Source organism: Streptomyces sp. NPDC127106 (assembly GCF_042677605.1).
Taxonomy (GTDB): domain Bacteria; phylum Actinomycetota; class Actinomycetes; order Streptomycetales; family Streptomycetaceae; genus Streptomyces.
The window spans coordinates 38,217-61,793 of sequence record NZ_JBHXTC010000020.1; the positions used below are offsets into that span (position 1 = coordinate 38,217).

Below are 23,577 nucleotides of genomic sequence, written 5' to 3' on the forward strand. Positions count from 1 at the left end.
GGACAGCCTCCACGGTCCCGTCCAGGCATGGCCGCTGAACCTGAGCGGGTGCCGGAAAACCCCTCCGCCACGACACCTGGCCGGACCAAACCCGCGTCCAGGACGTCGCGGCTCCCCCACCTGCCCGCGCTGCGTCTGAACCAGCACCCACCGCCGCCCGGCGCGGCCGGGGTGAACACCAGCGCAGACCCACCACATTGACGACGTCAAGCCGAGCACGGCGGTGAAGTGCCGTTTCGGCGGTGAACGCGCCTTCCCTGGCGGGTGAAACACCATCGTCGGGCCTACACCCACGGGCGCGGGATCGGTAGAACCAGGGGGTGCGGTGATCACTGTGATGCGGTCGTCGCGCTCCGCACCATCGCCCAGCACTGCGACACCACCACCGTCACCTACATCCCCGGGCCGTAGAGCACCCGGCCCTGCCTCGTCAGCAGGGGGCCGAGGCACCAGCAGGGCGGTCCCCCCTGGGCAGCAGACACCCGGCCGGCCCGAGCCAATAGAACGCCGCCCCGACGGAGCAGTCCGCGGGGCCACCCGAGAGAGCGATGCTGCATGAGCCATCGAGGAATTCCCGGCCCTCGCCCCGCCGGACGGTACGTGCCCGCCAGGAGCGTCTACACGGAGTCGGCGCGGCTTCAACGGCTTGACTGGCTGCGGTCCATCACCCGCCTGGAGCTGGGCTCCTTGCAGCAGACACGACTCGACGCCGGAAAGCTGACCGGCAACATCGAGGGATTCGTGGGCGCCGTCGAGATCCCCGTCGGTGTGGCCGGGCCCTTGCTGTTCTGCGGGGAGAGCGTCCAGGGTGAGGTCTATGCCCCCATGGCCACCACGGAGGGCGCCTTGATCTCGTCGGCGACACGGGGAGCCCTGGCCATCACCATGGCAGGTGGCGTCAGCACCCGCGCCGTCTCGCAGGCGATGACGCGTGCACCCGTCTTCGCCTTCTCCCGCCTGGTGGCCGCCAGCCGTTTCGCCACGGAAGTCCCCCGCCACCTCGACGACCTCCGCACGGCCGTCCGGCAGGTCTCCAACCATGCCGAACTCATCTCGATCGAACCCGTGGTGCTGGGCAGGACCGTCCACCTGAGGTTCAGGTACACCACCGGGGACGCTGCAGGGCAGAACATGACCACTGCGTGCACCTGGCACGCCTGTCAGTGGATCCTGGAACAGCCCCACCTGGTCGACCACGATGAACTCGAAGCGTTCATCATCGAGGGAAACACATCGGGCGACAAGAAGGCGTCGTCTCAGGCCGTGGCGGAAGGGCGCGGGGTCAGGGTGTCCGCCGACTGCCTCCTGCCGGGAGGCATCGTCGAGCGAGTCCTGAAGACGACCCCGGACGAGCTGGTCAGGGGCTACCGGCACATCGCAGCCGGGGCGGTGCACAGCGGTGTGCTGGGCTCGAATGCGAACACGGCCAACATCGTGGCAGCAATCTTCACCGCGACGGGCCAGGACATCGCCTGCGTTCACGAATCGAGCGCGGGGCAGTTCATCCTCGAACGGACACCCGACGGCGTCTATGCGAGCATGACCCTCCCCGGCCTGGCGGTCGGCACAGTCGGGGGCGGCACCCACCTCCCCACACAGCACGAACTCCTCGAGGCGATGGGATGCACCGGCCGGGGAAGCGCCGCCCGACTCGCGGAAATCATCGCCGGCTTCGCCTTGGCCCTGGACCTCTCCACGGTCTCGGCAGCCGTTTCCGGGCACTTCGCCAGCGCCCACGAACGCCTCGGGCGCAACAGGCCCAAGGTCGACTCGGAGTCCCCCCGACCACGAACCCCTACCGCCGAACACCCCCGCGAAGCCACCGAGCCCCCGCGGGCACGCGATCACACTCAGCTCGCACGTCCACGCACACGACACTCGTGATCGTTTGGAGGGCGGTCCTGTAGGAGATCCTCCGCACCCCTCCATCTCGTCCACGTAGTCGCGCAGGAGGCTGGCGGGGACCGCGGTGACCAGTCCCTGGACACCGTGCGCCCCGCTGCGCGCTTGGGGTGCTTCATATCTGCTGCGACCGACCCCTACGGTACCTACGACCGTGCGAGGTCTGTGGAAAGACCTGTGGCGCTGGGTGCCGGCCGGGATGATCGCCCGGACGACCCCCAGTCGCAGCGGCACGCGCGACGGAGAACGCCTGCCGATCTCCGTGTCTGCGTCGGGGAGTGCCCGTCGTCCCAGGGGGATGCGTCCCAGGGGAACCCGAGACCCCAGCGCCATCGCCGACGTTGCCGAGCGCACCGCTCTGACCTATGTCGAAGCGTTCCTCGGCCTCCTCCTCGTCGGCGTCACCACCGACATCGTCGACCTGTCGGTCCTGTAGACCGCTGCCGTCGCCCTCCGGCGCGGTGCCGCTGCTCCGTACGGTGGGCGGGTCCGGCTCCGGGTAGCTGCTCCCTGACGGGATGGCCGGTTCCAGTACGATGCACCCCATTAATTGAACATGCTCAAATCCTGGGGGCTTTGGTGGGGGAAGAAACGACGGGCCGCCGGCTCGCCGTCGTGCTGTGGTCGGCGTTCGCTGTGGAGGTCGCGGGGCTGGTGGGGACGTTCGCTTTGGCGGACACCACCACGTTGGTGCCGAAATTCGACGGGACTCTCGTCCTGGTGTGCGCACTGCTCCTCGCCATGACCCTGGCGGTCCTGCCGATCGTGGTCGTGGTGCTGACGCTGCGCAATGCCCGGAACACCACTGCCATCTGGCGGGCAGCCGCCTCGTTGATCCTCGCGCTCGCGCTCCTGATCGTGCTGGTCAGGGCGGGCACGGGGCCCTGGGTCGTCTGGTGCGCCGTCGCGATGGCCGCCTCGTGCGCGGCCACTGTCCCCTGCACTACCGGCAGCCCGACGGGGCTGTCGATCCAGCCGTCCCGCGCCGCAGTCGCAATCGCCGTCGTCGCGCTGGTGGCGGCGGTCTGCGGCTCCTGCTCCGGACCGTACACGAACTTTCCGGGAGTGTGGACCGCCACGAAGGACGCTGCGTCCCTCACCCTGGCCGAGCAGACGCAGCACGGGGAGGGTGGTCAGTACACCCTGCGCGTCGGGACGTGCACGGAGCAGGGCAGATGGGTATTCGACTACCCGCAGATGTCGACTTCGGTCCAGCTGTGGCTACACCGTGAGGGCGCGCTTGCGTGCATCCCGGGCGGACCCGCGACCCAGGTGCACATCGTCGGCGGTAACCGAGCGGCTCCGGTCATCGCGCTGCCAGGGCTGCTTCTGACGAAGCAGTAGGCGGGCCGCTCGGGCGGCCCCCGACCACGGGGCGCAGGTCGGGGCCGGGTTGCCGATCACCGACCCGGCCTGCGACACGGGGCGGGAACGGCAACAGCCTGCTGATCAGCACCGCCCGCGCGGCCGATCGCCCGGACCGAAACCGGCGCTCGGCGGGTCACACAGTCGCACGGTCGTGACCTGCGGAGATGCCGCTCGTCCGGAGTGTGGCGCGATTCTTACCGGCTGGCCGTAGGAGGGTACTGTCGTCCGGTCACGGACGGCAATTGGACCGTCCGTCCAACCCAGGGGAAACCGACATGACTGATCTGAACTCGCTGCGGGCGAGCCTTGCGTCAGGTGAGCACGAGTTCGCCGACACCTTGGCCTTCGTCGCCGCGCATTACGAGTATCAGCCGCAGGCGTTCCGCAACGGGGAACTGGAAAATGCCGCAGGTGAGAACGAGGGTTCGTGCAAGACGCTGGGACTGGCCCTGCTGGAAGGGCTGAGCGACCAAGAGGCGCTCCTGGCATTCGGTGAGCACTATCGCAGTGTGCTGGCGACGCCGAACGACACCGATCACGGCAACATTCGCAACCTCATGGCCCATGGCCTGGCAGGGGTGAGCTTCGCCGGGCAACCGTTGGCCCGCAAGAGCTGAACGGCGACGGCACCGGCAGCGGGGTGAGTCCGGCCTTCTTGGCGCGCACCCGGGCTATGGCGAGCACGCACGACGAGCTGCTCGCGCGCTGCCGGCCTGCGTCCGCGCGCAGGCGGGTCCGACCGTCGACCGTCAGCCACCTCGGCCGCGGGCCTTCGCCCGTCGGCCCCGTCCAGCCGTCGGCAGACACGAACTCTCATGGACCCTGCACCCACTGACGACGTATGTTCACCGGGTTCGAGCCACCCAGCAGGTGACCCGATTCCTCGACCCGTCGCGCGCGGGTTTAGCGCTGCGTTCTTGCTCGTTCCCCTCACCCCACCGCCGGGGCAGGATCTGCTGGGATCAGGAGGAACGTGTGGCCGGCGGGATCGCTGAGGAGGCGGACGGAGCGGGAACCGTCCTCCGTGCGGATACCGGAGTCGGTGCTGGCGCTCGTACTGGTGGCGATCGGGCGGGCGCCCAGCGACACCGCCTCGCGTTCGGCCTCGTCGAGGTCGGCGTCGGCCACTTCGATCCGCAGGTGTGCCTGCTGCGAGTTCTCCGGTCGGGGCCAACTCGGCGGAGCAAAACCGGCATCGTGGCGGCACACGATCCTGACGCCGGCCGTGCCCACCACATCCACGTCGTCCGAGGTGGGGTCGGCCCGGACCGCTGCGCCCAGCAGGGCGGCGTAGAACTGCGCCAGGACCTTGGGATCGGCGCAGTCGAGGGCGATTACGGGTGTCTTCTGCACGGTCATGCCGCGCGTCTACCCACTGTGCCCGCACGCACACGGACAGGTTTGGGCGGCTGTCCTGCGCAACGGCGCACCCGGCAAACCTGGCGGCCCGCGCCCTAACGGGCCCACTGAAACGCTTGGTGGCTCGGGGTCTGCCCGACGTATCCCGGGGTGGGACGGCCGTCCGGCCGTCCGCGCCGCCCTCCCCCGGACCCAGCGTCCCGCGGCAGGGCAGGGGGCCGGCCGCAGTCACGTCACCGGCGTGCCCGAGCTCCCCCGCGGTCCCTACGGTGGGCTGTCACTCCTCGTCCGGGATGGCCTGCGCGCCGTCCCGTCCGGGCATCCGGACGAAATCCGGGTTGGTCGAGATCGCTGCGGACTCCATGCGGTCGGCCTCATCGGCGGCGCCGCCGGCGCGCAGTGCCCGGATCAGGTCGTGCAGGACCACCGCCTCGTTCCACTCGTACGCCCCGCCCCGGTAAATGGCCAGTGCCGCGTCCAGGTCGCTGCGCGCCTCGTCCAGGTGGCCCAGGTCGCGGTGGGCGACACCGCGCAGGTGTCTGGCCATGGCCTCTGCGTACGCGTCCCCGGCGCGCCGTGTCACGTCGATCGCCTCGGTGAGGGGTGCCAGCGCCTCGCCCGGCCGGCCCTGCCGCAGGTGCAGCCAGCCGACGTCCCGCTGCGTGTGGGCGGCCCACATCTCGTTCCCGAGCTGCCGGAACAGGTCGAGGGCCGCCCGCGCCGAGGCCGAAGCGTCGTCGAAGCGGCCCATGCCCGCGTACACGCGGATCCGTGCGTTGTCGATGCGGCCCACCCACAGTTGCTGGCCGATGGGGCCGAAGATGTCCTCGGCCTTGTCATAGGAATCCAAGGCGTCCTGGCGGCGGGCGAGCAGCCGGTAGATCTTGCCCAGGGCGTAGCGGCTCGCGCCTTCCCAGACCCTGTCGTTCAGGAACCTGAAATCGCGGATGGCCTGCTCCAGCAGCGGGGCAGCCTCTTCGGGCCTGCGCAGGTATCCGAGCGTCTCGGCCAGGGTGCGCCGGAGGCGGGCCTGGGCCCTCCTGTCCCCGAACTCCTCGGCCAGTCGCAGTGCCTCCCGCTGGCTCTCCTCCGCCTTCTCCGGCTGACCGCGCCACCTCTGGAACTCGCCCAGCTTCTCCAGCGAAGACAGCAGGTGCCATTGGTCGTTGTCCGCGCGCAGTTCCTCCACGGCCGTGGTCATGTGATCCAGCGCTGCCCGATAGTCACTCCGGGCCGCGTAGACGCGTGCCACGACCATGCGGTCCCGTGCCGTCAGCGTGACGGCGGGATCGGGGGACCCTCCCGGTAGGAACAGGTCCATGGCGGTGTCCGGCATCCCGTTCGCCAAGGCGGCCACGGCGCGTCCGCGACGCAGGCTCCGGACCACCCGGACCCGCTGTTCGGCCCCCTCGTTGAACAGCCACTGGGCTGACTCCAAGGACAGGTTCACGTCCTCGAGGAAGTACGACAGGCCCTCGGCGATCTCGACGCCGTCAGGCCCCATGCCCAGACGGCGGGCGCGGGCGATGGCCCACTGGATCCTCTCGGCCTCCCCTGCCACCCAGGGCCCGGCCTCCTCCCGGTCCAGGTTGCCCCCGTCCTGCAGCGAGGTTTCGGTGGCGAGTTCCGGGGCACGGCCCGCCGCCAGATACACGACGGCCTCCCGGTAAGCCCGTACCAGACGCTCCTCAGCGGCACGGCGCTCCTCCGGGGGCAGGCCTTCGTACTGCTCCCTCGCGAAGACGCGCACCAGGTCGTGGAAGCGGTAGCCCGGCTCCGTGCCGTCGCTTCCGGTCGCCTCCATCAAGCCGACGGCAACGAGTTCGTCGGAGACGCCTCCCGTCATCGCCGCAGTGGGCAGCGACCACCCCACGTGCCAGTCCGTGAGCCTGCCCACGGGCAGGGAGGACATCAGCCCGACCGCCCGCCGGGCGGCCTCCGGTAGATCCCGGTAGGTGAGGGAAAGGCACGCCTGGAGGCTCAGGTCCTCGTACACCAGCTCGTGCAGCCGCGCGCGTTCGTCCTCCAGCCGAGCGCGCATGCGCTGGAGCGTCAGGTCCTCACGCATTGCGATCTTCCCGCCCACGATGTGCAGCGCCAGCGGAAGCCGGCCACAGAACTGCACGATCTCCAGAGCCGTGGCGGGATCCGCGGCAACGCGCTCCCTACCCGCGTACGCGCTGAGAACCTCCAGCGCCTGGTCCTCGTCAGGGAGCTGCACCTCCACCCGGTGGCGTCTGGTGCTGTTCCCCGCGGACAGGGCCCTTCGGCTCGTCACGAGCACCGAGCAGCCGGCACCCACCGGCAGAAGCGGCTGGATCTGTGCGGTGCTGTGGGCGTTGTCGAGCATGATCAGCAGGCGCAGGTCGTTGGTGAGGCTGCGAAAGAGAGCAGCCCGGTCGTCCGCTCTGCGAGGGATGTCGTCGTGTGCCGCCCCGAGGCTCCGGAGGAACTCCCCCAGCACCTCTCCGGTGTCGCGCGGCATGTCGCCGTCGCCGCGCAGGTCGACGTAGAGCTGCCCGTCCGGGTACTTCTCCTTGACTCGGTGCGCCGCGTGCAGGGCGAGAGTGGTCTTCCCGGTGCCGGCAGCTCCATGGACGACGATCACAGTGGCCTGACCCGCGGCCGGGTCTCCCGGCAGCGCGCCGCTCGTGGGAGTCGGCACGTCCGCCAGCCGCTCGACGAGGCTGCTGCTCAGGACGTCCCGCCCCACCAGTACGGGTTCCCGTGGCAGTTGCTGGCGCAGTTCCGACCCGGCCCTGACCGACACCGCCAGATCGTCCGCCGATCGGCGGTACATGAACACCGACAGGCCGCCGACCAGCACGGCGGCGCCCGCGAACGCACTCAGCGCCCACTTGCCTTTCAGGGAATCGAAGATCAGGTCGCCGGACATCCCTCCCACGGCCACGACGCCCGCCGTACACGCCAGCAGAAGGCGCTGGCGACGGGTCTGAATCTGAATCGACACCCTGCCCCCCGAGTCAATGTGGGCGGATGATGGCATGAATCATCCGCCCGTGACGTGCGGAGGCGCTGAATTCAGACAGCCAGCTCAGTCCACGCCTTCCCCACGCGCATCAAACTTTCGGCTGCGGGCGGCAGCCGTCGGTCAGCGCAGGATGCGAAGGGACGAGATCTGGTTGCGGGAGTTGCCGAGGTCGCTGCTCGCTGATCGCGGGTCCACAGTGATCGCATTGCCTGTGCAGTCAGGCCCGGAGTAGAGCACGGCGCGGTGATACGTGCGGTTGATCACCGATTCCGCTCGGTCGTCGAACCCTCCCCAGATCGAGCCCGGGAAGCTCTTGCATCCGTACTGACGGAACTTCAACATCTTGCCTTCGAACCCCCTTCCGTCGAAGAGACAGAGAGCAGGATCCTCCGCAGGGTGCGCAGCCGAGCGTGGACACTCGCTGGGCACGGCAGACGCGGTAGGGGCTGTCGCCATGCCACCGGCGAGGAGAGCGACAGCCCCACCTACGGACGCCAACGCCTGTGCCAGGCGCTTGTGGATGTTGGTCAATGTTGTTCCTTTCTTCGAACCCAGTCCAACGCCCGAAGGGGGGTCGGACGGCTCGGCGATCGAAGCTCGGCCCGGTGCTGTCCACGTAGGGCCGGCGGCGGGTCAGGCTGCGGCCCGCACGGGCTTCCGACACCCGCCAAGGGCCCGGTTGCCGCCAGAGCCTGCGCGTCGGCGAAACCCAGCGGGCCCCACCCCCGCTCGAGATCATCCGAGCCGCCCCGACATGCTGCCCAGCGGCGATGGCTCAACACCTGGATCGCCAACCAGCCGGAGCTCAGGGCCTTCGGCCGCCTTCCGTACCGGGGAGGAGGCACCGGTGGCTCGTCCCACGGTGCCGGAGCTGTGCGGGGAGCAGCACGTCTTTCCGTGGCGTCACGAAGTCCACGACACCGCCGGGTGGTGTTCTCGTTGACCCGCCGCTGCCATGGCCCCGTCTCGCCAGGCCGGCGTTCGCGACGCCCGGTCGCCCAGGCGCCCGGGTGCTTCGGCTTGCGTCGTTCAACGTAGCTGCGCCTGCCCGGCTACGTTCGGCTGGGGTAAGTCGAGTACTTCCGGTTTCCCCGTCAGAACTGACGCAGGTAGCCGGATGCCCCTGACCCGGTCTGGTCAGGGGCAGGCTCGCCCGAGCCATGGGCGTCGGTTACGCCTACCCTTGACCTGCGGGGGACGAACCGAGAAGCAGACCGCCATGGACCTCCAGCTCAAGGGCAAGGTCGCCGTCGTCACGGGTGCGAGCAAGGGCATCGGCCTCGCCATCGCCGAGGCCTTCGGGCGTGGAGGCGTAGGTGTCATCGCGGGCAGCCGGAGCATGGGCGTGTCCACCGGCTGGGTCACCGAGGCTCATGAGGTCGCCGATCTCGCCGTCATCGTCGCCTCCCCGCTCGCCGGCAACATCACGGGGCCGAGTTCACGGTCGACGGCGGCGCCAGGCCGAGACATCGTGACGTCCCGGCGTCCGGATTGCCGCTCCGGGCCGGGTCCAGCGCTGAGGGGAAGGGCCATGACCGCCTCGTACGAGACCATCGGCACCAGGCTGGACGGCAGCGTCCTGTCCGCCACTTTCGACGCCCCGCCGATCAACCTCATCGGTCCCGAGGTCGTGCGCGACTTGGTCGGACTGCTCGAGCAGCTCTCCCACCCGGACTCTGCGCGCGTGGTCGTGTTCGAGAGCGCGGATCCCGACTTCTTCTTCCCTCACGTCGACATGACCAAAGTGCCCGAGTACACCGCCGAAGCCGCGAAGGCCGGAGGCCCGGGCGATGCCTCGCTGGGCATGCTGTTCCGCAGGCTGAGCCTGACCCCGGCCGTCACGATCGCCAAGCTGCGCGGCCGGGCACGCGGCGCCGGCAGCGAGTTCCTCCTCGCCTGCGACATGCGCTTCGCCTCCTGGGAGAACGCCGTTCTGGGCCAGCCCGAAGTAGGCATCGGCGCTCCGCCCGGGGCGGGAGCGCTCCAACACCTGACCCGTCTGCTGGGCCGGGGCAGAGCGCTCGAAGCCGTACTGACGTCGGCAGACTTCGATGCCGAACTCGCCGAACGCTACGGATGGATCAACCGCGCGCTACCCGACGCCGAGCTGGACGGTTTCGTCGCCGGCGTCGCCCGGCGAGTGGGGGCCTTCCCACGCGACGCGCTGATCGCAGCCAAAGCGGCCATCAACGCCATCAGCCTGCCGCCCGTGGCCGACGTACGCGCGGATGCCGCCCTGTTCCAGCAGCTCGTGCGGGGCACGACAGTGCAGCAACGGACGGCAGCCCTGTTCGAGCACGGCTTCCAGACCCGCAGTCGTACGGAGCTCGACCTCGGTGCCGCACTGGACGACTTGAACACCGTCGGCTGACGGGGCTCCCGTCATCCACGTCATCCGGGGGTGATGAGCGGGCTGGCAGGTCCCGAGGGGGATCAGCCCGGCTCGATGGCCGCCTCCGTCGCCGCCTTGATCCGCTCCCCGAAGGCACCGGCGTCCTTACGAGCGGCGACGAGGGCGAGGCCGACGGCCAGTCTCCCGAGCCCGTGCCCCTCAAGGACGTTGAAGATCCGGACCCGGGTACCGCCGCCGGGCAACGCCTCGAGGTCGTAGCCGCCTTCGCGCACCGCCACGGCGTTCTTCGACGCCTCGGTCCACCGGATCCGCACCGGAGGTTCGAAGGCGGTGATGCGGAACTCCCGGCTCGTCTTCATCCCGGCGTCCTTCACGGTACTCCGGAAGACCGTACCCAGGGCAGTCGGGGCATCAGGAACGCGCTCGATCCGGAGCACCCGGGGGCTGAACTCCGGGTCGTTGCGGCCGTCAGCGAGGTAGGCGAACACCCTGTCGATCGGTCGGTCGATGTCCGTTGCCGCTTCGAACTGTCCTGACACGTCGACTCCCTCACCCGTCGCCCGGAACCTCGCCTTGCGTGCACCGCGGAAACAGACCGTACGCGGGAACCGCGGCCCCCGGAGCCACCGGCACGCAGATCCGCCCCGATTCGCCCCGGCGAGGACCGGCAGGACGGCAGCACTTGGCGATCGTGCGGGACACCGCCGATGCCGGCTCCCCGAGAACCGTGCACGGTCTCGTCGGCCACCAGCACGAGGGTGCCCCTCTGCCCAGTCGGCAGCCGGCCGCCCCGGCTACTGCATCAGCTCGAGGTGGGGATGCTCCGGCGTCGCCGGGCAGGCGTAGAGCTGGATTTTGTAGCCGCTGCCGATCTGGACACCGGTCGGTCGCCGTATGTCGCTGTGGTCGTGGTCGGTGGAGGACGCCGCGGCCTGGTCTTCGTACGGGATCCAGCTGTGGTCGTTGCCGTTCGACTCGAACGTGGCGATGGTCAGCAGCGCGTCCATCGCCGTGTCGCAGGCGGGGCACTGCCGAGGGGAGGGGTCGGTGTAGCCCCACTGGGGCCAACCGCCGGCCTTCCAGCCGGGGGCGACGGACAGGTTGCTGTGGTAATAGGACTCCGGGTAAGGGGCGTAGGAGCTGTCCACACCGGCGTCAGCCGCCTGCCACCTGCTCCAGTCGCCCAGCTGCTCTCGCAGCTCCTGGCTCAGCTCCAGGGAGTTGGGGTACTCGGTGATCTGCTCCGGCGCGAGCACGCACGGCTCGGGCACGTATTCCTCCCACTCCACATCGAGCGGTTCCGGGGGTGAGGTGAGGATGTCGGTGACGGCGTCCGCGGACCGCCAGACCACGGCGGTCTTGGGCATGTACAGATCCGGGTGGTCGAACGGGCACCACAGCACCTGGAGCAGATCGGCCTTGCCGGGCGGGCGCAGCACGGGGACGTCACGCACGTACAACTGGGCCACGGGCAGCAGGGGGACCGGGCTGTCGGGCCGCTCTCGATCCCAGTCGATCTGTTCCAGGATCGCCCTCTCCTCCGGCGTGTACGAGGAAACGCCGTCCGGGTGCGCCGCCTCCCTCGCCCGCACGCGTTGCTCCACCCGCACCGCGGCCAGCGAGTGACCGCCCCCCTCGTGCGGGGCGTCGCAGTGCGGCCACGGCTCGTCGGCGGGCCACAGCAGCGGGCCGCCGATCGAACTGCCATGCGGCGTCGGAGCCCCCCGGCGGGGGTGCAACCGGGTCGCCGGGCGTGCCAGTGGGGCCAGTTGAGGGAAGACCGCGGTGACGTCGACCGGCCGCGGCGGGGTAGTACGGATGAAGGTCATGGCACCGATGCTGCCAGCACCCTCCGACACCCGGGCAAACCGAGCTGCGACATCGGAGGTCGCGGTCGGCGTCAGGTCCGGCCGGGCCACGGCCCGCGGCCGGTGACCGTCCCCGCGGTGCGCGCCGGACCCGTACGGGAGAGCGGTGCGCCGGCAGCCGTGTTCCGCGCCCTGACCCGGCTGCTGGCCGGCTTCGGCGATGGCCTCGGCGACGACACCGCGCTGCTCGCCCCGGGCGTCCCCGTCACCTCGGGATCCGGTCGGGGGAAGGCGGGGCCGAGTGGGCGGGCGCGACCCGCAGTGCTCGGTGCGGGGCGGGGACGGCAAGTGGGGTGCAAGTGGGTGGCAACCGTCGTCCGCAGGCTTGGGGGCATGACGACGAGCAACTCTTCACACTCCACCGCCCACCCCTACACCCGCGAGATGGCGATGATCCACCAGGTGTTCCGCCGCGAGTCGCGCTTGCTGTGCGAGCTCGTGCAGGAGGTTCCGGCCTCGGACACCGTCCGCGCGGGGATCCTCGCCGAGCACTGGCGGGAGTACACCGTCGGGCTGCACGCCCATCACACCGGGGAGGACGAGATGCTCTGGCCAGCGCTGCTCCCCCACCTCGATCTGGATGCCGAGCAGGTGCTGGCCATGGAGGCGCAGCACCATGAGCTCACCCGTGGGATGGACGAGGTCCAGATGCACATGGACCGGTGGCGGGCACGGGCGCTGGCGGCCGACCGTGATGAGCTGGCCGAGGCGTTGCGCCGGCACCACCGGCAGTTGAGCGCTCACCTCGACGAGGAGGAGCGGGAGGTCATGCCGCTGGTCGCGCGCCACGTGAACGAGAAGGAGTGGCACGCGGTCGGGGAGCGGGGGCTGGCCGAGACGCCGAGGAACCGGCTGATGATCGCCCTGGGCGCCATCCTGGAGGACTGCCCGCCCGATGAGCGTCGGGAGTTCCTCGCCCGCCTGCCGGTCGCCGCCCGGGTGATGTGGAAGGTGCTCGGGCAGCGGCAGTACCGGCGCGAGACCCGTCGGGTCCGCGGCCGGCACACGCCCGCGTGAGCCGCGGCCCCGTCCGGCGCGGCCCGGACGCCCGGCCCGCCGTCCGCCCCGTACCGACCGTACGGACCGTACCGACCGTACCGATCGAGGAACCCGTACCGATGCGCATCGGATTCTCCGTCCCCCAGTTCGGCCCCTTCGCCGATCCCGATCACACCGCCGCCATGTGTGCGGCCCTGGAGGCGTTGGGCTGTCACAGCCTCTGGGTGGCCGACCGGCTGCTGGCGCCGCTGGCACCGCCCGAGGGCTACCCGGGCGGGACGATGCCGGACCGGTACGGCACCCACCTCGATCCGCTGCTCGCGCTCGGCGTGGCGGCCTCGGTGACCGAGCGGGTGCGCCTGGGCGGCAGCACGCTCAACGCCCTGTGGCAGCCGCCCCTCGTGCTCGCCCGGGCCCTGACGACACTCGACCTGATCAGCCGCGGACGTCTGGACGTGGGCATCGGGCTGGGCTGGATGCGTGAGGAGTACGAGGCCGCCGGAGTGCCGTGGCAGGGGCGCGGTGGCCGGCTGGAGGAGACGTTGGACGTCCTCGAGGCCGTGTGGCGGTCCGGCACGGTCGAGCACACGGGCCCGCTGTGGAGCATCCCCCCGTCGACCGTCCTGCCCCAACCCCTCCAGAGCCCGCGGCCGCCCCTCCTGCTGGGCGGTTTCACCCCGGTCGCCCTGGAGCGGGTCGGCAGGCGTGCGGACGGCTGGCTCGCGGCCTCGATGCCGCTGCCGTACTTCGAGGGCCTCTGGGCGGTGGCCCGCGAAGCGGCCGAGCGGGCGGGGCGCGACCCGGATGCGCTGCGCCGGGTGTTCCGCGTCAACGCCCACGTCACCCCGGGCGAGGCGGATCCGGCAGAGACCCCCCACCGGGGAACCGTGCGCCAGCTCTGCGACCACCTGAGGACGTTGTGCCGGACGGACACCGACGAGGTACTGGTGGACCTGCAGCTGACGACGGACTCGCCCGAGGAGTACCTCGATCTGGCGGCGGAGTTCATGGCCGAACTGGTGGGCGATCGCCCGTAGCGTCGCTATGCGGAGGCGGGTTCCGCCGAGCGGTGTCCCGGGGCCAGCCGAGCAGCGCCTTGTGGAGATGGAAGCCTCGCGGCGGGCTGCCGTCCGGCCGCCCGGGGGCGCTCGCGGTGCGCCGGAGACGAGGACCACCTGTGACCGGCCGGTTCGGGCCCGGTCGGCGGCGGAGGCGAGCCGGGCCAGCTCCTCGTCGCGGCCCAGGAGGCGGTCCGTCGTGAGCACCATGGGATGGGCCGGCGGTCGGCGTTCCTCGGCTGGGACCGGCTCCACCGCGGCCTCCGCGACACGGGCCGCTCCGGGGTGCACGGAGGCCGCGGCGGGCCGGCAGGGGCTGTTCCCTGGTCAGCACCCGTGCGTCGGCGAGCGTCCCGCGCGGCCCGACCGCAGCGCAGCTGTGCCGCGGCGAGCTGCTCGCGTGCGGTGCGGCGTTTCTCCTCCAGGCGGGTGCGCTCACCCGGGGTCCACGACTCGTCCGCGAACTCGGCGTACGGCTGCCCGCCCCAGTCGGCGAGCGCCCGGGACAGGCGCTCGGCGGCGAGGTGGGCGGGCAGCCCCGTCGTCGAACCGGCCGCCACCCGGTCCTCGAACACCCAGGCGTCCACCGCGTCCCCCAGGGTCCACCGCAGACGCGCGATGTAGGCATGGAGCGACGGGGATCGCGCCCGGATCGGACGAGCGGCCTCGCGGACCCGGCACGCCGCGGGGGTGTCCGTCGTCCGCCGTCAGTGGTGGGGGGAGCCCTTCACCGGCAACGGAGCCACCGGGAGGACCGGCGCCGGCCGCACGAGCGTGCGGAACCGGTCCCATTCCACCTTCGGGCGGCTCAGCCCGCGGCGTGCGAGGTAGTTGTCGGTGGACCGCTTCGTCTGGCGCAGGACCCGCAGGGCGTCGCTCACGCGGCCCGAGCCCATGGGTTCGATCACCGTGGAGGGCACCAGGAGCCAGCCCGCCCCGGTCCGCTGCACGGTGCCGCGCACAAAGGCGTTGTACATGTGGTCGAGCCGCTCGTCGTGCCGGTGGACCAGTAGGCCGGCCGGCCCCTCCTCGACGGGGCAGTCCGCCGGCACCTCGACCAGGTAGCCCGACGGAGTCGGCCGCGGCAGGGTGCGGGCCAGGACCGGAGCCCCCGAGGCGTCCCGGGCGGCCAGCACGGCCGAGGGCGCGCGACCCAGCTGCGCCGCTCCGAGCAGTGGCTGGCCACCCGTCACGGATTCCGGCGCTCCCCGGTGCGTCAGGTCTTCCAACGGCGGTCGCACGATGACGTGTTCCGGTTCGATGGTGATGAGCAGGCGCAGGTAGTACCACGACATGAGCGGCCTCATGGGACGTGTCAGGTACGAGCGGCTGTGCGGTTGCCGTTCGAAGAGCCTGCGCCAGTAGTCCTCGGCCCCCTGCGGTCCTGTCATGATCGTGTCGGGACACTCGGCGCGGCCGCTGACGAACACCTGCGGGGCGTGGCCGAGGCCGCTGCCCGTCGGATCGGAGAAGAGCAGGGCGACCCGGCCGTCGCGTCGTACGTTCAACGCCTTCTGCGCGAACGCGAGGCAGGTGGTCACCAGCAGGGTCCCGTCGTCGCGACGCGCGACCGCCGTGGGCCAGGCCACCGGGGTTCCGTCCCGCCCCAGGGTGACGAACTCGCAGGTGCGGTAGGCGTCCAGGACGTCACGGTGCCCGGAGGTGGGTTCCGAACGGGAGGCGCGGTGGGCCGCGACCGTGTCGTGGTCGTGAAAGCCGTGGGAGGTACTACTGGGGGACATGCTCGGTTGCTCCAGGATCGATGCCGACAGCGGATACGACACCGTGGCCACTCCCTCTTGGCAGGCGCTTGGCGCTGACTTGCCACCCGTACGACGCCGGGGTTCCCGGGGCGGTCCGCGCTGTGGGGCCGGCACGCGGCGGACCGCTGTCGTGCACGCCGTACGACTCCGGCGGGGTCCCTCCGGGCCGCGCCGTCGCCCCCGCCCGAGACCGCGGCCCGGGGGGCCCGTACCTTCGTCTTCCTTCGGCGAAACGACAGGCGAATGCGCCCGCGTGCAAGCGCGCAGCACAGGGCCAGCCTCCGGCGGAAGGGCGCGGCGAACGGCCTGTCGAGGACCTGGACCGGGCGGCGGAGCGCGCGGCGCAGTTCACCGCGATCGACGAGGACTGGGACCGTCCGGGCTGCTGGACCGGCAGCGGCACTACCGCGTCCTGGCGGCCCTGGTCGACGCCGACGGCCAGCTGCCCGACATCGCGCCCGGCGTGCCGATGGACGGCGGACGACATCGGCAAGTGGCTCACGCAGCAGAAGCACCCGGCGCCGGCCGGCGGGCGACGGCGTCGAGGGCCGCAAGCTCCGAACGGAACCGGCCCTCTCAGAGGCCGAGTACTTCCGGGTGCTCGGCCAGCTCTCGGAGGTGGGCGCCCGGATCCGGCACCAGGCCGCGGCGGGCGAGGTCGAGCAGGCCGATGACGCCCGTCACCTCACAGGCCAGGGTGCCGTCCGCGCGGCGGATGTCCTGGCGCAGCCGGAAGGTCTTGCCCTCGCCCCATTCGAAGACGCAGGAGACGTCGACCTCGTCGCCGCCCTGGAGTTCGCGCCGGAACCTGAGCGTGCACTCCAGCTGGGCCGGGCCCACGCCCCCTGCCAGCAACTTGTCGCCCGGGATACCAGCCGCCCGCAGGACCTCCCACAGGGCGTGCTCGCAGTACTGGAGGTAGACCGCCTGGTTGAGGTGGCCGCGGGTGTCGAGTTCGTACTCGCGGACCGTGACACGCACGGTGAAGGGCGAAGAGGAGCGGGAAGGTGCGGCGGGGTCGTGGGGCGGCACGGCCGGGTCCCTTTCGTCGTCGGCTGTCAGCTGGTCGTGGTGCTGCGGTGCGGGCTGTACGGGGACCAGCACCATTGGCGCCAGTAGCCCTCCGAGACCCCCAGCCAGGTGCGCAGGTCCTCGGCGCTGTCCAGGAAGTCGTGCATGCTCATCAAGAGCCAACTGTGCACTGCCTGGCTGTCCCGGCAGTCCCCGCAGTGGCCGGAAGTGCAGCAGAACTGCACGGTCTCCAGGTCGGCGCCCCACGCGTTGAAGCCGGGCAGCACCGGGTTGCCGTTCGCCATGCGCTCCGCGTGGGCCTTGTGGTCGACGCTGATGCTCGGGCAGACGTCGTAACCGAAGGTCTTGCCGTGCGAGCGGCCCGTGATCAGGGTCTCGATGTAGTGCGGGTCATTGACGACGACCTGCGGGAACAGGTCCTTCACGCGCAGGGCCTCGTCCAGGAGCCGACGGCCCTCCAGGGCGCCGAGCGGGTGGTCGGAGCCGTACTCGCTGTAGAAGTTGAAGCTGACCAGGTTGCCGTTGTCGGCCATCTTACGGACGGTGTCCTCGATGTAGCGGATGCCGGGCTCGGTCAGGGCGAACACGAAGGTGGCCCGCGGGTCGCCCCGGTAGTTGTCCAGGGCGGTGTCGATCAGGCCCGAGAAACGACGGCCGTTGGGGTGGATGGCGCGGAGCTGGTCGTCGAGGGGGCCGCCGCCGAAGACGGAAATGGCCACGGCCACGTCCTCGAAGCCGTCCTCGGGCAGGGCGAGGAGCCCGTTGGTGGAGATGGTGACGTAGTCGAGCAGCTCCACGAACGGGCGGATCTTGTCGGGGACGAGGGTGGGCTCACCGCCGATGAGCAGGGCCGAGGTGACCCCGTCGGTCTTGAGGCGTTCGACGAAGTTCCGTACTTTGGCGAGATCCCGCTGGTCGGTGACGGCCGAGTCGAAGTCGTGGGCGAAGAACCAGCATCCGTCGCAGCGGATGTTGCAGGCACCGGTGAGGTGCACCTCGGTGTTGCGGACGGTGCGCCCGAAGCGGCGTAACGCGTCCAACCGGGCGCCCAGTTCCGGTTCCGCCGCGATCAGCTCGGTGACTCGCGCGCGGATCTCCTCCCGGGTGCGTGGGCGGCGTGGGCTCAGGGTGAGGTCGATCGGCTGGGCTGACATGCTGCTTCGGCTCCTGACGTGGGTGGGAAGGTGCTCAGGTGTCGATCGGTCGCCCGGGCGGTGTCAGGAGGGCAGGGTCAGGCCCATCTTTCTGACCTTCGCGCCGCCGCGCACCTCCCAGTCGTGCCGCGCCTGTTCGTTCGTACGGGTCCGCAGGCCCCAGCCGACCGCGATCTCGGCCTTCTTCGAGCCCGGGCTGCCGAAGACGTCCAGGGAGTGCGGCCACAGACGGTCCACCGCCGCCTGGACCTGCTTCTTGCCGTCGCGGTCCTTGACCAGGCCGCGCACGATCCGCGCGCCGTGCGCGATGTGCACCCGCTCGTCCTGGATGACGGTTCGGAAGGAGTCGGCCCACGGCCGGTAGCTGCTGACCGACATCTCCTTCAGCAGTTCCATCACCGCGTCCTCGATGAGCCAGGACACCACGCCGCGCTCGGCCCATGTCGTGCTGTTGTGGAAGTCGGCCGTCAGGAAGAGCTTGCGGCGCTCTTCCAGGGACTGCCGGGACATCTGCGAGGTGTCGACGCCGAGGTCGTTCAGGACGGCGCTGGCCACCTTGAAGTGGTTGATCTCCTCGGCCGCGCGCTCGCAGCAGACCTGCCGCTCCTCGGCGTCGGGCGCGAGCGGGTAGAAGACCCGGATGTAGTCGTCGGCTCCGGACAGCTCGCCCTCGGCGTGGATGAGCATCTGGCGCGTGGCCATGGACTGGTATTCCTCGGGCATGTCGTGGAATTCCTCGGGAGTGCGGACCACGATCACTTCGTCCTCTGCCGGCACCTTGGCCACCTCTCTTTTCGTGGGGTGTGTACGGGGCACAGGCGTGCGCGCGGCAATGCGCACGGGTTACCGGCAGGTATGGCCGCCGGGCGGCTTCACCCTGTCATCGCCGTGCACGGCCCGTCTTGCAGAAAACGGCCACAATCAAGCGGTACCTCTCCTGCCGTTTGGGCAGGCAGGAGAACGCTGGTGACCTCGCCGGGGACCCGGTCCACCCGGCCGCCTCCGGCGAGCGAAGCGGCGGCCGCACGGTGGCCGAGGAACTCGGCCGGGGTCAGCCCGGTCATGGCCTTGAACTCCCTCTGGAAATGCGGTTGGTCGTGGAATCCGCAGGCAAGCGCGGTCGCGCTGGCCGGGTGCCCCCGGGTCAGCAGCGCCAGGCCGTGGCGCAGGCGGGCCACCCGGGCGACGGCCTTGGGCGACAGGCCGATCTGCTCCTGGAACCGGCGTCGTAGCTGGCGTTCGCTCCAGCCGACCTCGGCGGCGACGCTGCCCACGGGCACGGGGCGTGGCCCGGCCGCGAGCAGCTCCCAGGCCCGCAGCACCTGCGGGTTCAGCTCCGGGCCGGTCACGCGGCCGCCGATCAGGGGGGAGGGGCCGACGAGCAGGGAGGTCAGCAGGCAGTCCAGGAGGGCGAATCGCTCGGCCCATCCGGGGGCGGTGGCGAGGGCGTCGGCCAGGTGCCGGGCGCGCCGGCTGCCGAGTACGGCGTCCAGGTCGGCCACCGAGTCGGTGAAGTCGCCCATGTCGACGGCCAGCAGCCGGTGGGCGGCCCAGGGAGCGAGGAAGACCTGCACCCCGGACGCGCGTCCGTCGTGCTCGCCGATTACGGCGCGGGTGTGCGGGCCTGCGAACAGGGAGGTGAGAGAGCGTGGCGTCCGGCCGTCAGCGCCCGCGGGGTCGCTGACGCGCACCGGTGGGCCGAACCCCACGAGCAGGTTCACCAGTCCACCGGGCAGCTCCAGCCTGCGGTGGGTCCGGCCCAGGTCGATGCGGTAGCCCCGGTAGCCCCGCACGCCCGGGCGCAGTCGCTCGTGCGGCCGTCCCCGGGCGATCTCCCAGCGGCCCGACGGACACGCCCACACCCGCATGCCGCCCCGCTCCGCCACGTCGGCACCCCCGGCACCATCCAAGCGTGACCAACCGGACGCGACCAGCACGGAACCGGCCAGTCCGGGCGGGATGGGGGTAAACCACCGGTCAGCCGCTGTCGGTGAAGCGTCGGCGCCCGGCAGCCGTACGGGAGTTGCGTAACGCGCTCACCACACCGGCTGTCTACTGGGCCCTGCCGCCGAAGTGGTCTCGGCGCCCGAGAACCGGGCTCCGCAACCCGTCACTTGGCCGGTCCCGAGGCGGGCTGACCAGCGAGATCCGCCTCGCCTGCGACGGGACCGGTCGCCCGCTCGCCTTCGTCCCGACCGGCGGGAACACCAACGACTGCACCCGGTTCGCCGCGGTGATGGAGGCGATACGGGTGCCCCGCCTCGGGCCGGGCCGGGCCGGCTCCGAACCCGGCCCGCTGTGGAGGACGTCGACGACGCCATCGAAGCGTGGCACGAACGCTGGGCCGGGGGTTCGCCATGCCGGAGGGCAAAGAGCCTGAGGCCGTCTGCGCACGGCAAGGGTGAATACGTCCCGACAGCCGGGCCCACGGGCACAGGCCTGCACCGCTTGCGGACCGCGGTATGACCGCACTGCACCTCGTTCACGTGGAAACGCCGACGCCTGGAAGGCAAGGCGGCCGCGCCGGGAACAACCGGTCAGGCCAGCGGGGTTGCACCGACCGAGGGGCCGGCGCCCCGCGGGCGGGGAACACGTAGGCCCCGACATCGATCGCCCGCACAGGAGCCGGGCCCCACGTCGCGGTACGCCCGCCGCACTCGGAACAAGACGCATTTCTGCAGGAGGACTGTTTCATGACTGACCGGCCCTTGACGCTGATGGCGGTACACGCCCACCCCGACGACGAGGCCACCGGAACCGGAGGGGTCCTCGCGCGGTACGCGGCGGAAGGCATCCGCACGGTTCTCGTGACGTGTACCGACGGCGGTTGCGGTGACGGACCGGGGGGTGTCAAGCCGGGCGATCCCGGGCACGAGCCGACGGCGGTCGCCTTGATGCGCCGTCAAGAACTCGAGGCGAGCTGTGACGTCCTTGAGGTCAGTGATCTGGAGATGCTGGACTATGCCGACTCCGGCATGATGGGCTGGCCGAGCAACGACGCCCCCGGATCCTTCTGGCGGACTCCCGTGCAGGAAGGCGCGGCCCGACTCGCGGACCTCATGCGGCACTACCGACCCGATGTGGTCGTCACCTACGACGAGAACGGCTTCTACGGCCATCCCGACCACATCCAGGCCCACCGCATCACGATGGCGGCGCTGGAGATGACCGAGCTGACACCGAAGGTGTACTGGACCACCGCGCCCCGCTCGATGATGCAGCGGTTCGGCGAGATCATGCGCGAGTTCCATGAGGACATGCCGGAGCCGGATCCTGCCGAGGCAGCCGCGATGGCCGAGATCGGCCTCCCCGACGATGAGATCACCACGTGGGTGGACACCACCACGTTCAGCGGTCAGAAGTTCGACGCGTTGGCCGCGCACGCCAGTCAGGGCGAGAACATCTTCTTCCTCAAGATGGGCAAGGAGAGGTTCGGCGAGTTGATGGGCATGGAGACCTTCGTACGTGTCCAGGACACCACCGGCGCGGCCATACCCGAGAACGATCTCTTCGCCGGACTGCGCTGATCCGCCCGCCCGTCGCCGAGTCGCCCGATCCCGTGCGGCCGGACGGGCACACTGCCTGGCTCCGCACTGCGGGTCACGGCCACGCAGACGGGCTCCACCAGGCGCTACAGCACTGGTACGGCCCGGCAGCACCATCCGACGCCGCGTCCGCGGAAGCATTCCGCTGGTAAGCCAGCTGCTGCCACCGTCGCGTGCGGTTCGGGGGTCAGAAGGGTGTGGGACCGGAGAGTCTTAACCCAGGTCGGCTACCGATGCGAGGACGTCCCGTCCGAGCCCGGCCAGCGCGGCTCGCGCATCCTGCCCACTGGCTGAGCCTCGCACGAGGCGGTCCAGCCCAGAGTCATAGGTGGTGACTCCAGGCCGGACCGCTGTCGACGGTGGGGCCTGTGGCTACTCGTCCTCGCCGTCGTCTGTCTCGTCGTCGCTGTGCGGGTTGCGCAACCGCCGCAGGCCCGGCGCCGCAGGGTGGGTGAAGGCATACTGCAGGCGGAATGGACACGGGGACAGAAGACCGCACCCCCGATCACCGAGCGGCTGGCCGACGGCGACGACGTGTGGCTAGCCGGGCTGGCCCCGTATGTTCCGCGCCCAATTCCCCGAGAACGCGGACGAACTCGACCGGACGCGCACCGATGTGGAGGCGGCCCTGGCCTGCTTCCGGCAAGTCGACGACTGCTGGGGCCAGTCCGAGGCCCTGCCGCTGCGTGCCCGGCTACGGCGGTACGACGGCGACCTCGACGGTGCGCTCGCCGACCTGCGCGAGGCAAGGTCGCTGGCGGACGAGTTCGGCTCGCTCAGCCCGCCGACACGGTCTTCGGCGACCTGCGCTGGATCGACCTGCACATGCGGCGCGGGGAAACCGACCTGGTGATCGCGTTGATCGACTCGGCCCGGCAGCGGGTGCTGCGCGCGCAAGCTCCGGCGATGCGGTTCCTGGTCGACGCGTGGGAGGCCGGCTTAGGGGTGCGCATCGGCGAGCTGGAACGGACACGGGAACTCCTCGACACAGCCGAAAGGCTCATCGGCGGCGCTGCGGACCCGGGACCTGCCCGTCCTGGCCCTCGTGGCGGTCCAACGGCCGCCCTCGCCGACGCGCTCGAACTGCATCACCAAGCCGCAGTCCGGCTCGGCGCAGCCTCTCGCCTACGCGGCGCGCACGACCTCACCGACCCGCAGGTGCGCGGCCTCACCCGCAGCGCGCGGGCCGCGCTGGGCGCAGACTCCTTCGCCGCAGCGTACGGAAGAAGCTGGGAGCTGGACCACAGGACGGCCGTGACCGAGGTCGACCCCGCCCGGCTGTCCCGGGACCATCGGACGCGCTGATCCACAACCAGCCACCCGGCCGGGTGAGCGACGTCGCGACCGGCGGCCCTGTGGCCGGGGTCCGTGACCAGGGCAGGGACTGCCGGGCGGCCCCTTCCGGCCTGCGGCCTTCCGTGGGGCTTCAGGGCGAGGGCGTGTGCGGTGCTGGGCTGGGGGCCGGGCTCCGGGTGAGGCGTCGCGTGTGCGTGGTGGTGGGCATGGGCCGGTCCGGCTCAGGGGCCGTTTCCCGCGCCAGACCGTTGAAGGTGGCGAGGACCAGGCGTTCGGTCTGGTCTTCGACGCCTTGCCGGTCGTCGATGTGTACGAGGCCGTCGATGAGCAGGACGGCCAGGCCGTGGATGGCGGCCCACACCACGAATTCGGCGCCCGGGCGGGCTCCCGGGGGCAGGTGGCCCGTATCGGTCAGACGGTCGAGTTCGGCGGTGAGCACGTCGTGCGGGTGGGGTGAGATGGCGGACTGCGCCGTTGTGGCGCCGCCGCGGAAGACGAGCCGGGCGACGGCCGGGTCCTCGACGGCCCAGGTGACATAGGCGCGCCCGCAGGCGGCGAGACGTTCGGGACCCTGCTCCGGCGCCGCGTCCATGGTGTCGCGCAGGCGATTCCCCAGCCGGGCCAGCACGACCTCGGACAGGGCGGATACGAGTGCGTCGCGCGAGCCGAAGTGGTGGTAGGCGGCGCTGGGGCTGACACCGACCCGTGCCGATGCCTCACGCAGCGACCAGCCGTCGGCGCCCCGCTCTCCGGTACGGCCACCCGTCGGCATGTGGTGCCGGCAGCAGGAGGTCGATCTACGCGGCGTGTCGTGTCGTATCCGAGGGCGCAACTCACGGAACCACACCTACGACGAATCTCCGGGGCGCCACCTCCGGTGCCCCGACA

23 protein-coding genes and 1 pseudogene are annotated in these 23,577 nt (G+C 71.0%); 12 read left to right on the forward strand and 12 right to left on the reverse strand.

The annotated features are described in order from the left end of the window. Positions 1-600: 600 nt before the first annotated feature. The 4 genes from ACFVGY_RS18645 (at position 601) to ACFVGY_RS18660 (ending at position 3,887) form a co-directional block, all read left to right on the forward strand. The gene (locus tag ACFVGY_RS18645; RefSeq protein WP_385678282.1) at positions 601-1,884 is read left to right on the forward strand and encodes a hydroxymethylglutaryl-CoA reductase; all 1,284 of its coding nucleotides are present in this window, start codon (positions 601-603) and stop codon (positions 1,882-1,884) included. A gap of 316 nt (positions 1,885-2,200) precedes the next feature. Continuing rightward, positions 2,201-2,338: a hypothetical protein gene (locus tag ACFVGY_RS18650; protein WP_385678285.1), complete on the forward strand. Its 138-nt coding sequence runs from the start codon at positions 2,201-2,203 to the stop codon at positions 2,336-2,338. Positions 2,339-2,478: 140 nt separating this feature from the next. After that, on the forward strand, positions 2,479-3,246 hold the full coding sequence (locus ACFVGY_RS18655) for a hypothetical protein (protein ID WP_385678288.1): 768 nt from the start codon (positions 2,479-2,481) through the stop codon (positions 3,244-3,246). A gap of 299 nt (positions 3,247-3,545) precedes the next feature. Further along, on the forward strand, positions 3,546-3,887 hold the full coding sequence (locus ACFVGY_RS18660) for a HopJ type III effector protein (protein ID WP_385678291.1): 342 nt from the start codon (positions 3,546-3,548) through the stop codon (positions 3,885-3,887). 313 nt (positions 3,888-4,200) lie between these two features. Here ACFVGY_RS18660 and ACFVGY_RS18665 read toward each other — a convergent pair whose 3' ends face one another. From ACFVGY_RS18665 to ACFVGY_RS18675, 3 genes are all read right to left on the reverse strand, one after another. Further along, on the reverse strand, positions 4,201-4,629 hold the full coding sequence (locus tag ACFVGY_RS18665) for a VOC family protein (protein WP_385678294.1): 429 nt from the start codon (positions 4,627-4,629) through the stop codon (positions 4,201-4,203). A 277-nt stretch (positions 4,630-4,906) separates the two neighbouring features. Continuing rightward, complete coding sequence (locus tag ACFVGY_RS18670; RefSeq protein ID WP_385678297.1) at positions 4,907-7,540, reverse strand: tetratricopeptide repeat protein; 2,634 nt, start codon at positions 7,538-7,540, stop codon at positions 4,907-4,909. A gap of 201 nt (positions 7,541-7,741) precedes the next feature. Next, positions 7,742-8,152: a peptidase inhibitor family I36 protein gene (locus ACFVGY_RS18675; protein ID WP_385678300.1), complete on the reverse strand. Its 411-nt coding sequence runs from the start codon at positions 8,150-8,152 to the stop codon at positions 7,742-7,744. A 688-nt stretch (positions 8,153-8,840) separates the two neighbouring features. Here ACFVGY_RS18675 and ACFVGY_RS18680 point away from each other — a divergent pair. Next, a complete protein-coding gene (locus tag ACFVGY_RS18680) occupies positions 8,841-9,992 on the forward strand; it encodes an enoyl-CoA hydratase-related protein (RefSeq protein WP_385678303.1) in 1,152 nt (383 codons plus the stop codon). Positions 9,993-10,054: 62 nt separating this feature from the next. Here ACFVGY_RS18680 and ACFVGY_RS18685 read toward each other — a convergent pair whose 3' ends face one another. Then, on the reverse strand, positions 10,055-10,513 hold the full coding sequence (locus tag ACFVGY_RS18685; RefSeq protein WP_385678306.1) for an SRPBCC family protein: 459 nt from the start codon (positions 10,511-10,513) through the stop codon (positions 10,055-10,057). Positions 10,514-10,768: 255 nt separating this feature from the next. Then, on the reverse strand, positions 10,769-11,803 hold the full coding sequence (locus ACFVGY_RS18690) for a hypothetical protein (protein ID WP_385678309.1): 1,035 nt from the start codon (positions 11,801-11,803) through the stop codon (positions 10,769-10,771). A 372-nt stretch (positions 11,804-12,175) separates the two neighbouring features. Between ACFVGY_RS18690 and ACFVGY_RS18695 the strand changes: the two genes are divergently transcribed. Further along, a complete protein-coding gene (locus ACFVGY_RS18695) occupies positions 12,176-12,859 on the forward strand; it encodes a hemerythrin domain-containing protein (protein ID WP_385678312.1) in 684 nt (227 codons plus the stop codon). Next, on the forward strand, positions 12,856-13,878 hold the full coding sequence (locus ACFVGY_RS18700) for a TIGR03619 family F420-dependent LLM class oxidoreductase (protein ID WP_385678314.1): 1,023 nt from the start codon (positions 12,856-12,858) through the stop codon (positions 13,876-13,878). The genes ACFVGY_RS18695 and ACFVGY_RS18700 overlap by 4 nt, the downstream gene beginning before the upstream one ends. A gap of 5 nt (positions 13,879-13,883) precedes the next feature. On the opposite strand, the gene ACFVGY_RS18705 is transcribed toward ACFVGY_RS18700, so the two are convergent. The 6 genes from ACFVGY_RS18705 to ACFVGY_RS18730 all read right to left on the reverse strand — a co-directional run bounded on the left by ACFVGY_RS18705 (position 13,884) and on the right by ACFVGY_RS18730 (position 19,734). Then, complete coding sequence (locus ACFVGY_RS18705; protein ID WP_385678317.1) at positions 13,884-14,486, reverse strand: BTAD domain-containing putative transcriptional regulator; 603 nt, start codon at positions 14,484-14,486, stop codon at positions 13,884-13,886. A gap of 120 nt (positions 14,487-14,606) precedes the next feature. Next, positions 14,607-15,641 carry a pyridoxamine 5'-phosphate oxidase family protein gene (locus tag ACFVGY_RS18710; protein WP_385678320.1) on the reverse strand — a complete coding sequence of 345 codons (1,035 nt, stop codon included), beginning with the start codon at positions 15,639-15,641 and terminating at the stop codon, positions 14,607-14,609. A 597-nt stretch (positions 15,642-16,238) separates the two neighbouring features. Further along, the gene (locus tag ACFVGY_RS18715; protein WP_385678475.1) at positions 16,239-16,694 is read right to left on the reverse strand and encodes an acyl-CoA thioesterase; all 456 of its coding nucleotides are present in this window, start codon (positions 16,692-16,694) and stop codon (positions 16,239-16,241) included. A gap of 26 nt (positions 16,695-16,720) precedes the next feature. Beyond that, positions 16,721-17,848, reverse strand: a complete 1,128-nt coding sequence (locus tag ACFVGY_RS18720) for a radical SAM protein (protein WP_385678323.1) — start codon at positions 17,846-17,848, stop codon at positions 16,721-16,723. Between the two features lie 63 nt (positions 17,849-17,911). Continuing rightward, positions 17,912-18,625 carry a Phenylacetic acid catabolic protein gene (locus ACFVGY_RS18725; RefSeq protein WP_385678326.1) on the reverse strand — a complete coding sequence of 238 codons (714 nt, stop codon included), beginning with the start codon at positions 18,623-18,625 and terminating at the stop codon, positions 17,912-17,914. 95 nt (positions 18,626-18,720) lie between these two features. Continuing rightward, positions 18,721-19,734 carry a helix-turn-helix domain-containing protein gene (locus tag ACFVGY_RS18730; protein WP_385678329.1) on the reverse strand — a complete coding sequence of 338 codons (1,014 nt, stop codon included), beginning with the start codon at positions 19,732-19,734 and terminating at the stop codon, positions 18,721-18,723. Positions 19,735-19,958: 224 nt separating this feature from the next. Here ACFVGY_RS18730 and ACFVGY_RS18735 point away from each other — a divergent pair. The 5 genes and pseudogenes from ACFVGY_RS18735 to ACFVGY_RS18755 form a co-directional block, all read left to right on the forward strand. Beyond that, a pseudogene (locus tag ACFVGY_RS18735) lies at positions 19,959-20,138 on the forward strand (IS5/IS1182 family transposase); the annotation flags it as partial. Positions 20,139-20,541: 403 nt separating this feature from the next. After that, the gene (locus tag ACFVGY_RS18740) at positions 20,542-21,375 is read left to right on the forward strand and encodes a PIG-L family deacetylase (RefSeq protein WP_385678331.1); all 834 of its coding nucleotides are present in this window, start codon (positions 20,542-20,544) and stop codon (positions 21,373-21,375) included. Positions 21,376-21,407: 32 nt separating this feature from the next. After that, positions 21,408-21,545: a hypothetical protein gene (locus ACFVGY_RS18745; RefSeq protein ID WP_385678334.1), complete on the forward strand. Its 138-nt coding sequence runs from the start codon at positions 21,408-21,410 to the stop codon at positions 21,543-21,545. A gap of 407 nt (positions 21,546-21,952) precedes the next feature. Then, a complete protein-coding gene (locus ACFVGY_RS18750; protein ID WP_385678337.1) occupies positions 21,953-22,246 on the forward strand; it encodes a hypothetical protein in 294 nt (97 codons plus the stop codon). Next, positions 22,219-22,698, forward strand: coding sequence for a hypothetical protein (locus ACFVGY_RS18755; RefSeq protein ID WP_385678340.1), 480 nt, complete (start codon positions 22,219-22,221; stop codon positions 22,696-22,698). The genes ACFVGY_RS18750 and ACFVGY_RS18755 overlap by 28 nt, the downstream gene beginning before the upstream one ends. 121 nt (positions 22,699-22,819) lie before the next feature. On the opposite strand, the gene ACFVGY_RS18760 is transcribed toward ACFVGY_RS18755, so the two are convergent. Continuing rightward, positions 22,820-23,461, reverse strand: coding sequence for a TetR/AcrR family transcriptional regulator (locus tag ACFVGY_RS18760; RefSeq protein WP_385678343.1), 642 nt, complete (start codon positions 23,459-23,461; stop codon positions 22,820-22,822). Positions 23,462-23,577 lie beyond the last annotated feature (116 nt).

What these genes read in the sequence shown, in the direction of transcription:
- ACFVGY_RS18720 (WP_385678323.1), bottom strand. Translation starts at nt 17,848, where the DNA reads ATGTCAGCCCAGCCGATCGACCTCACCCTGAGCCCACGCCGCCCACGC.
- ACFVGY_RS18740 (WP_385678331.1), top strand. Translation starts at nt 20,542, where the DNA reads ATGACTGACCGGCCCTTGACGCTGATGGCGGTACACGCCCACCCCGAC.
- ACFVGY_RS18760 (WP_385678343.1), bottom strand. Translation starts at nt 23,461, where the DNA reads ATGCCGACGGGTGGCCGTACCGGAGAGCGGGGCGCCGACGGCTGGTCG.
- ACFVGY_RS18750 (WP_385678337.1), top strand. Translation starts at nt 21,953, where the DNA reads ATGTTCCGCGCCCAATTCCCCGAGAACGCGGACGAACTCGACCGGACG.
- ACFVGY_RS18680 (WP_385678303.1), top strand. Translation starts at nt 8,841, where the DNA reads ATGGACCTCCAGCTCAAGGGCAAGGTCGCCGTCGTCACGGGTGCGAGC.
- ACFVGY_RS18660 (WP_385678291.1), top strand. Translation starts at nt 3,546, where the DNA reads ATGACTGATCTGAACTCGCTGCGGGCGAGCCTTGCGTCAGGTGAGCAC.
- ACFVGY_RS18695 (WP_385678312.1), top strand. Translation starts at nt 12,176, where the DNA reads ATGACGACGAGCAACTCTTCACACTCCACCGCCCACCCCTACACCCGC.
- ACFVGY_RS18710 (WP_385678320.1), bottom strand. Translation starts at nt 15,641, where the DNA reads ATGTCCCCCAGTAGTACCTCCCACGGCTTTCACGACCACGACACGGTC.
- ACFVGY_RS18650 (WP_385678285.1), top strand. Translation starts at nt 2,201, where the DNA reads ATGCGTCCCAGGGGAACCCGAGACCCCAGCGCCATCGCCGACGTTGCC.
- ACFVGY_RS18665 (WP_385678294.1), bottom strand. Translation starts at nt 4,629, where the DNA reads ATGACCGTGCAGAAGACACCCGTAATCGCCCTCGACTGCGCCGATCCC.
- ACFVGY_RS18690 (WP_385678309.1), bottom strand. Translation starts at nt 11,803, where the DNA reads ATGACCTTCATCCGTACTACCCCGCCGCGGCCGGTCGACGTCACCGCG.
- ACFVGY_RS18755 (WP_385678340.1), top strand. Translation starts at nt 22,219, where the DNA reads ATGCGGCGCGGGGAAACCGACCTGGTGATCGCGTTGATCGACTCGGCC.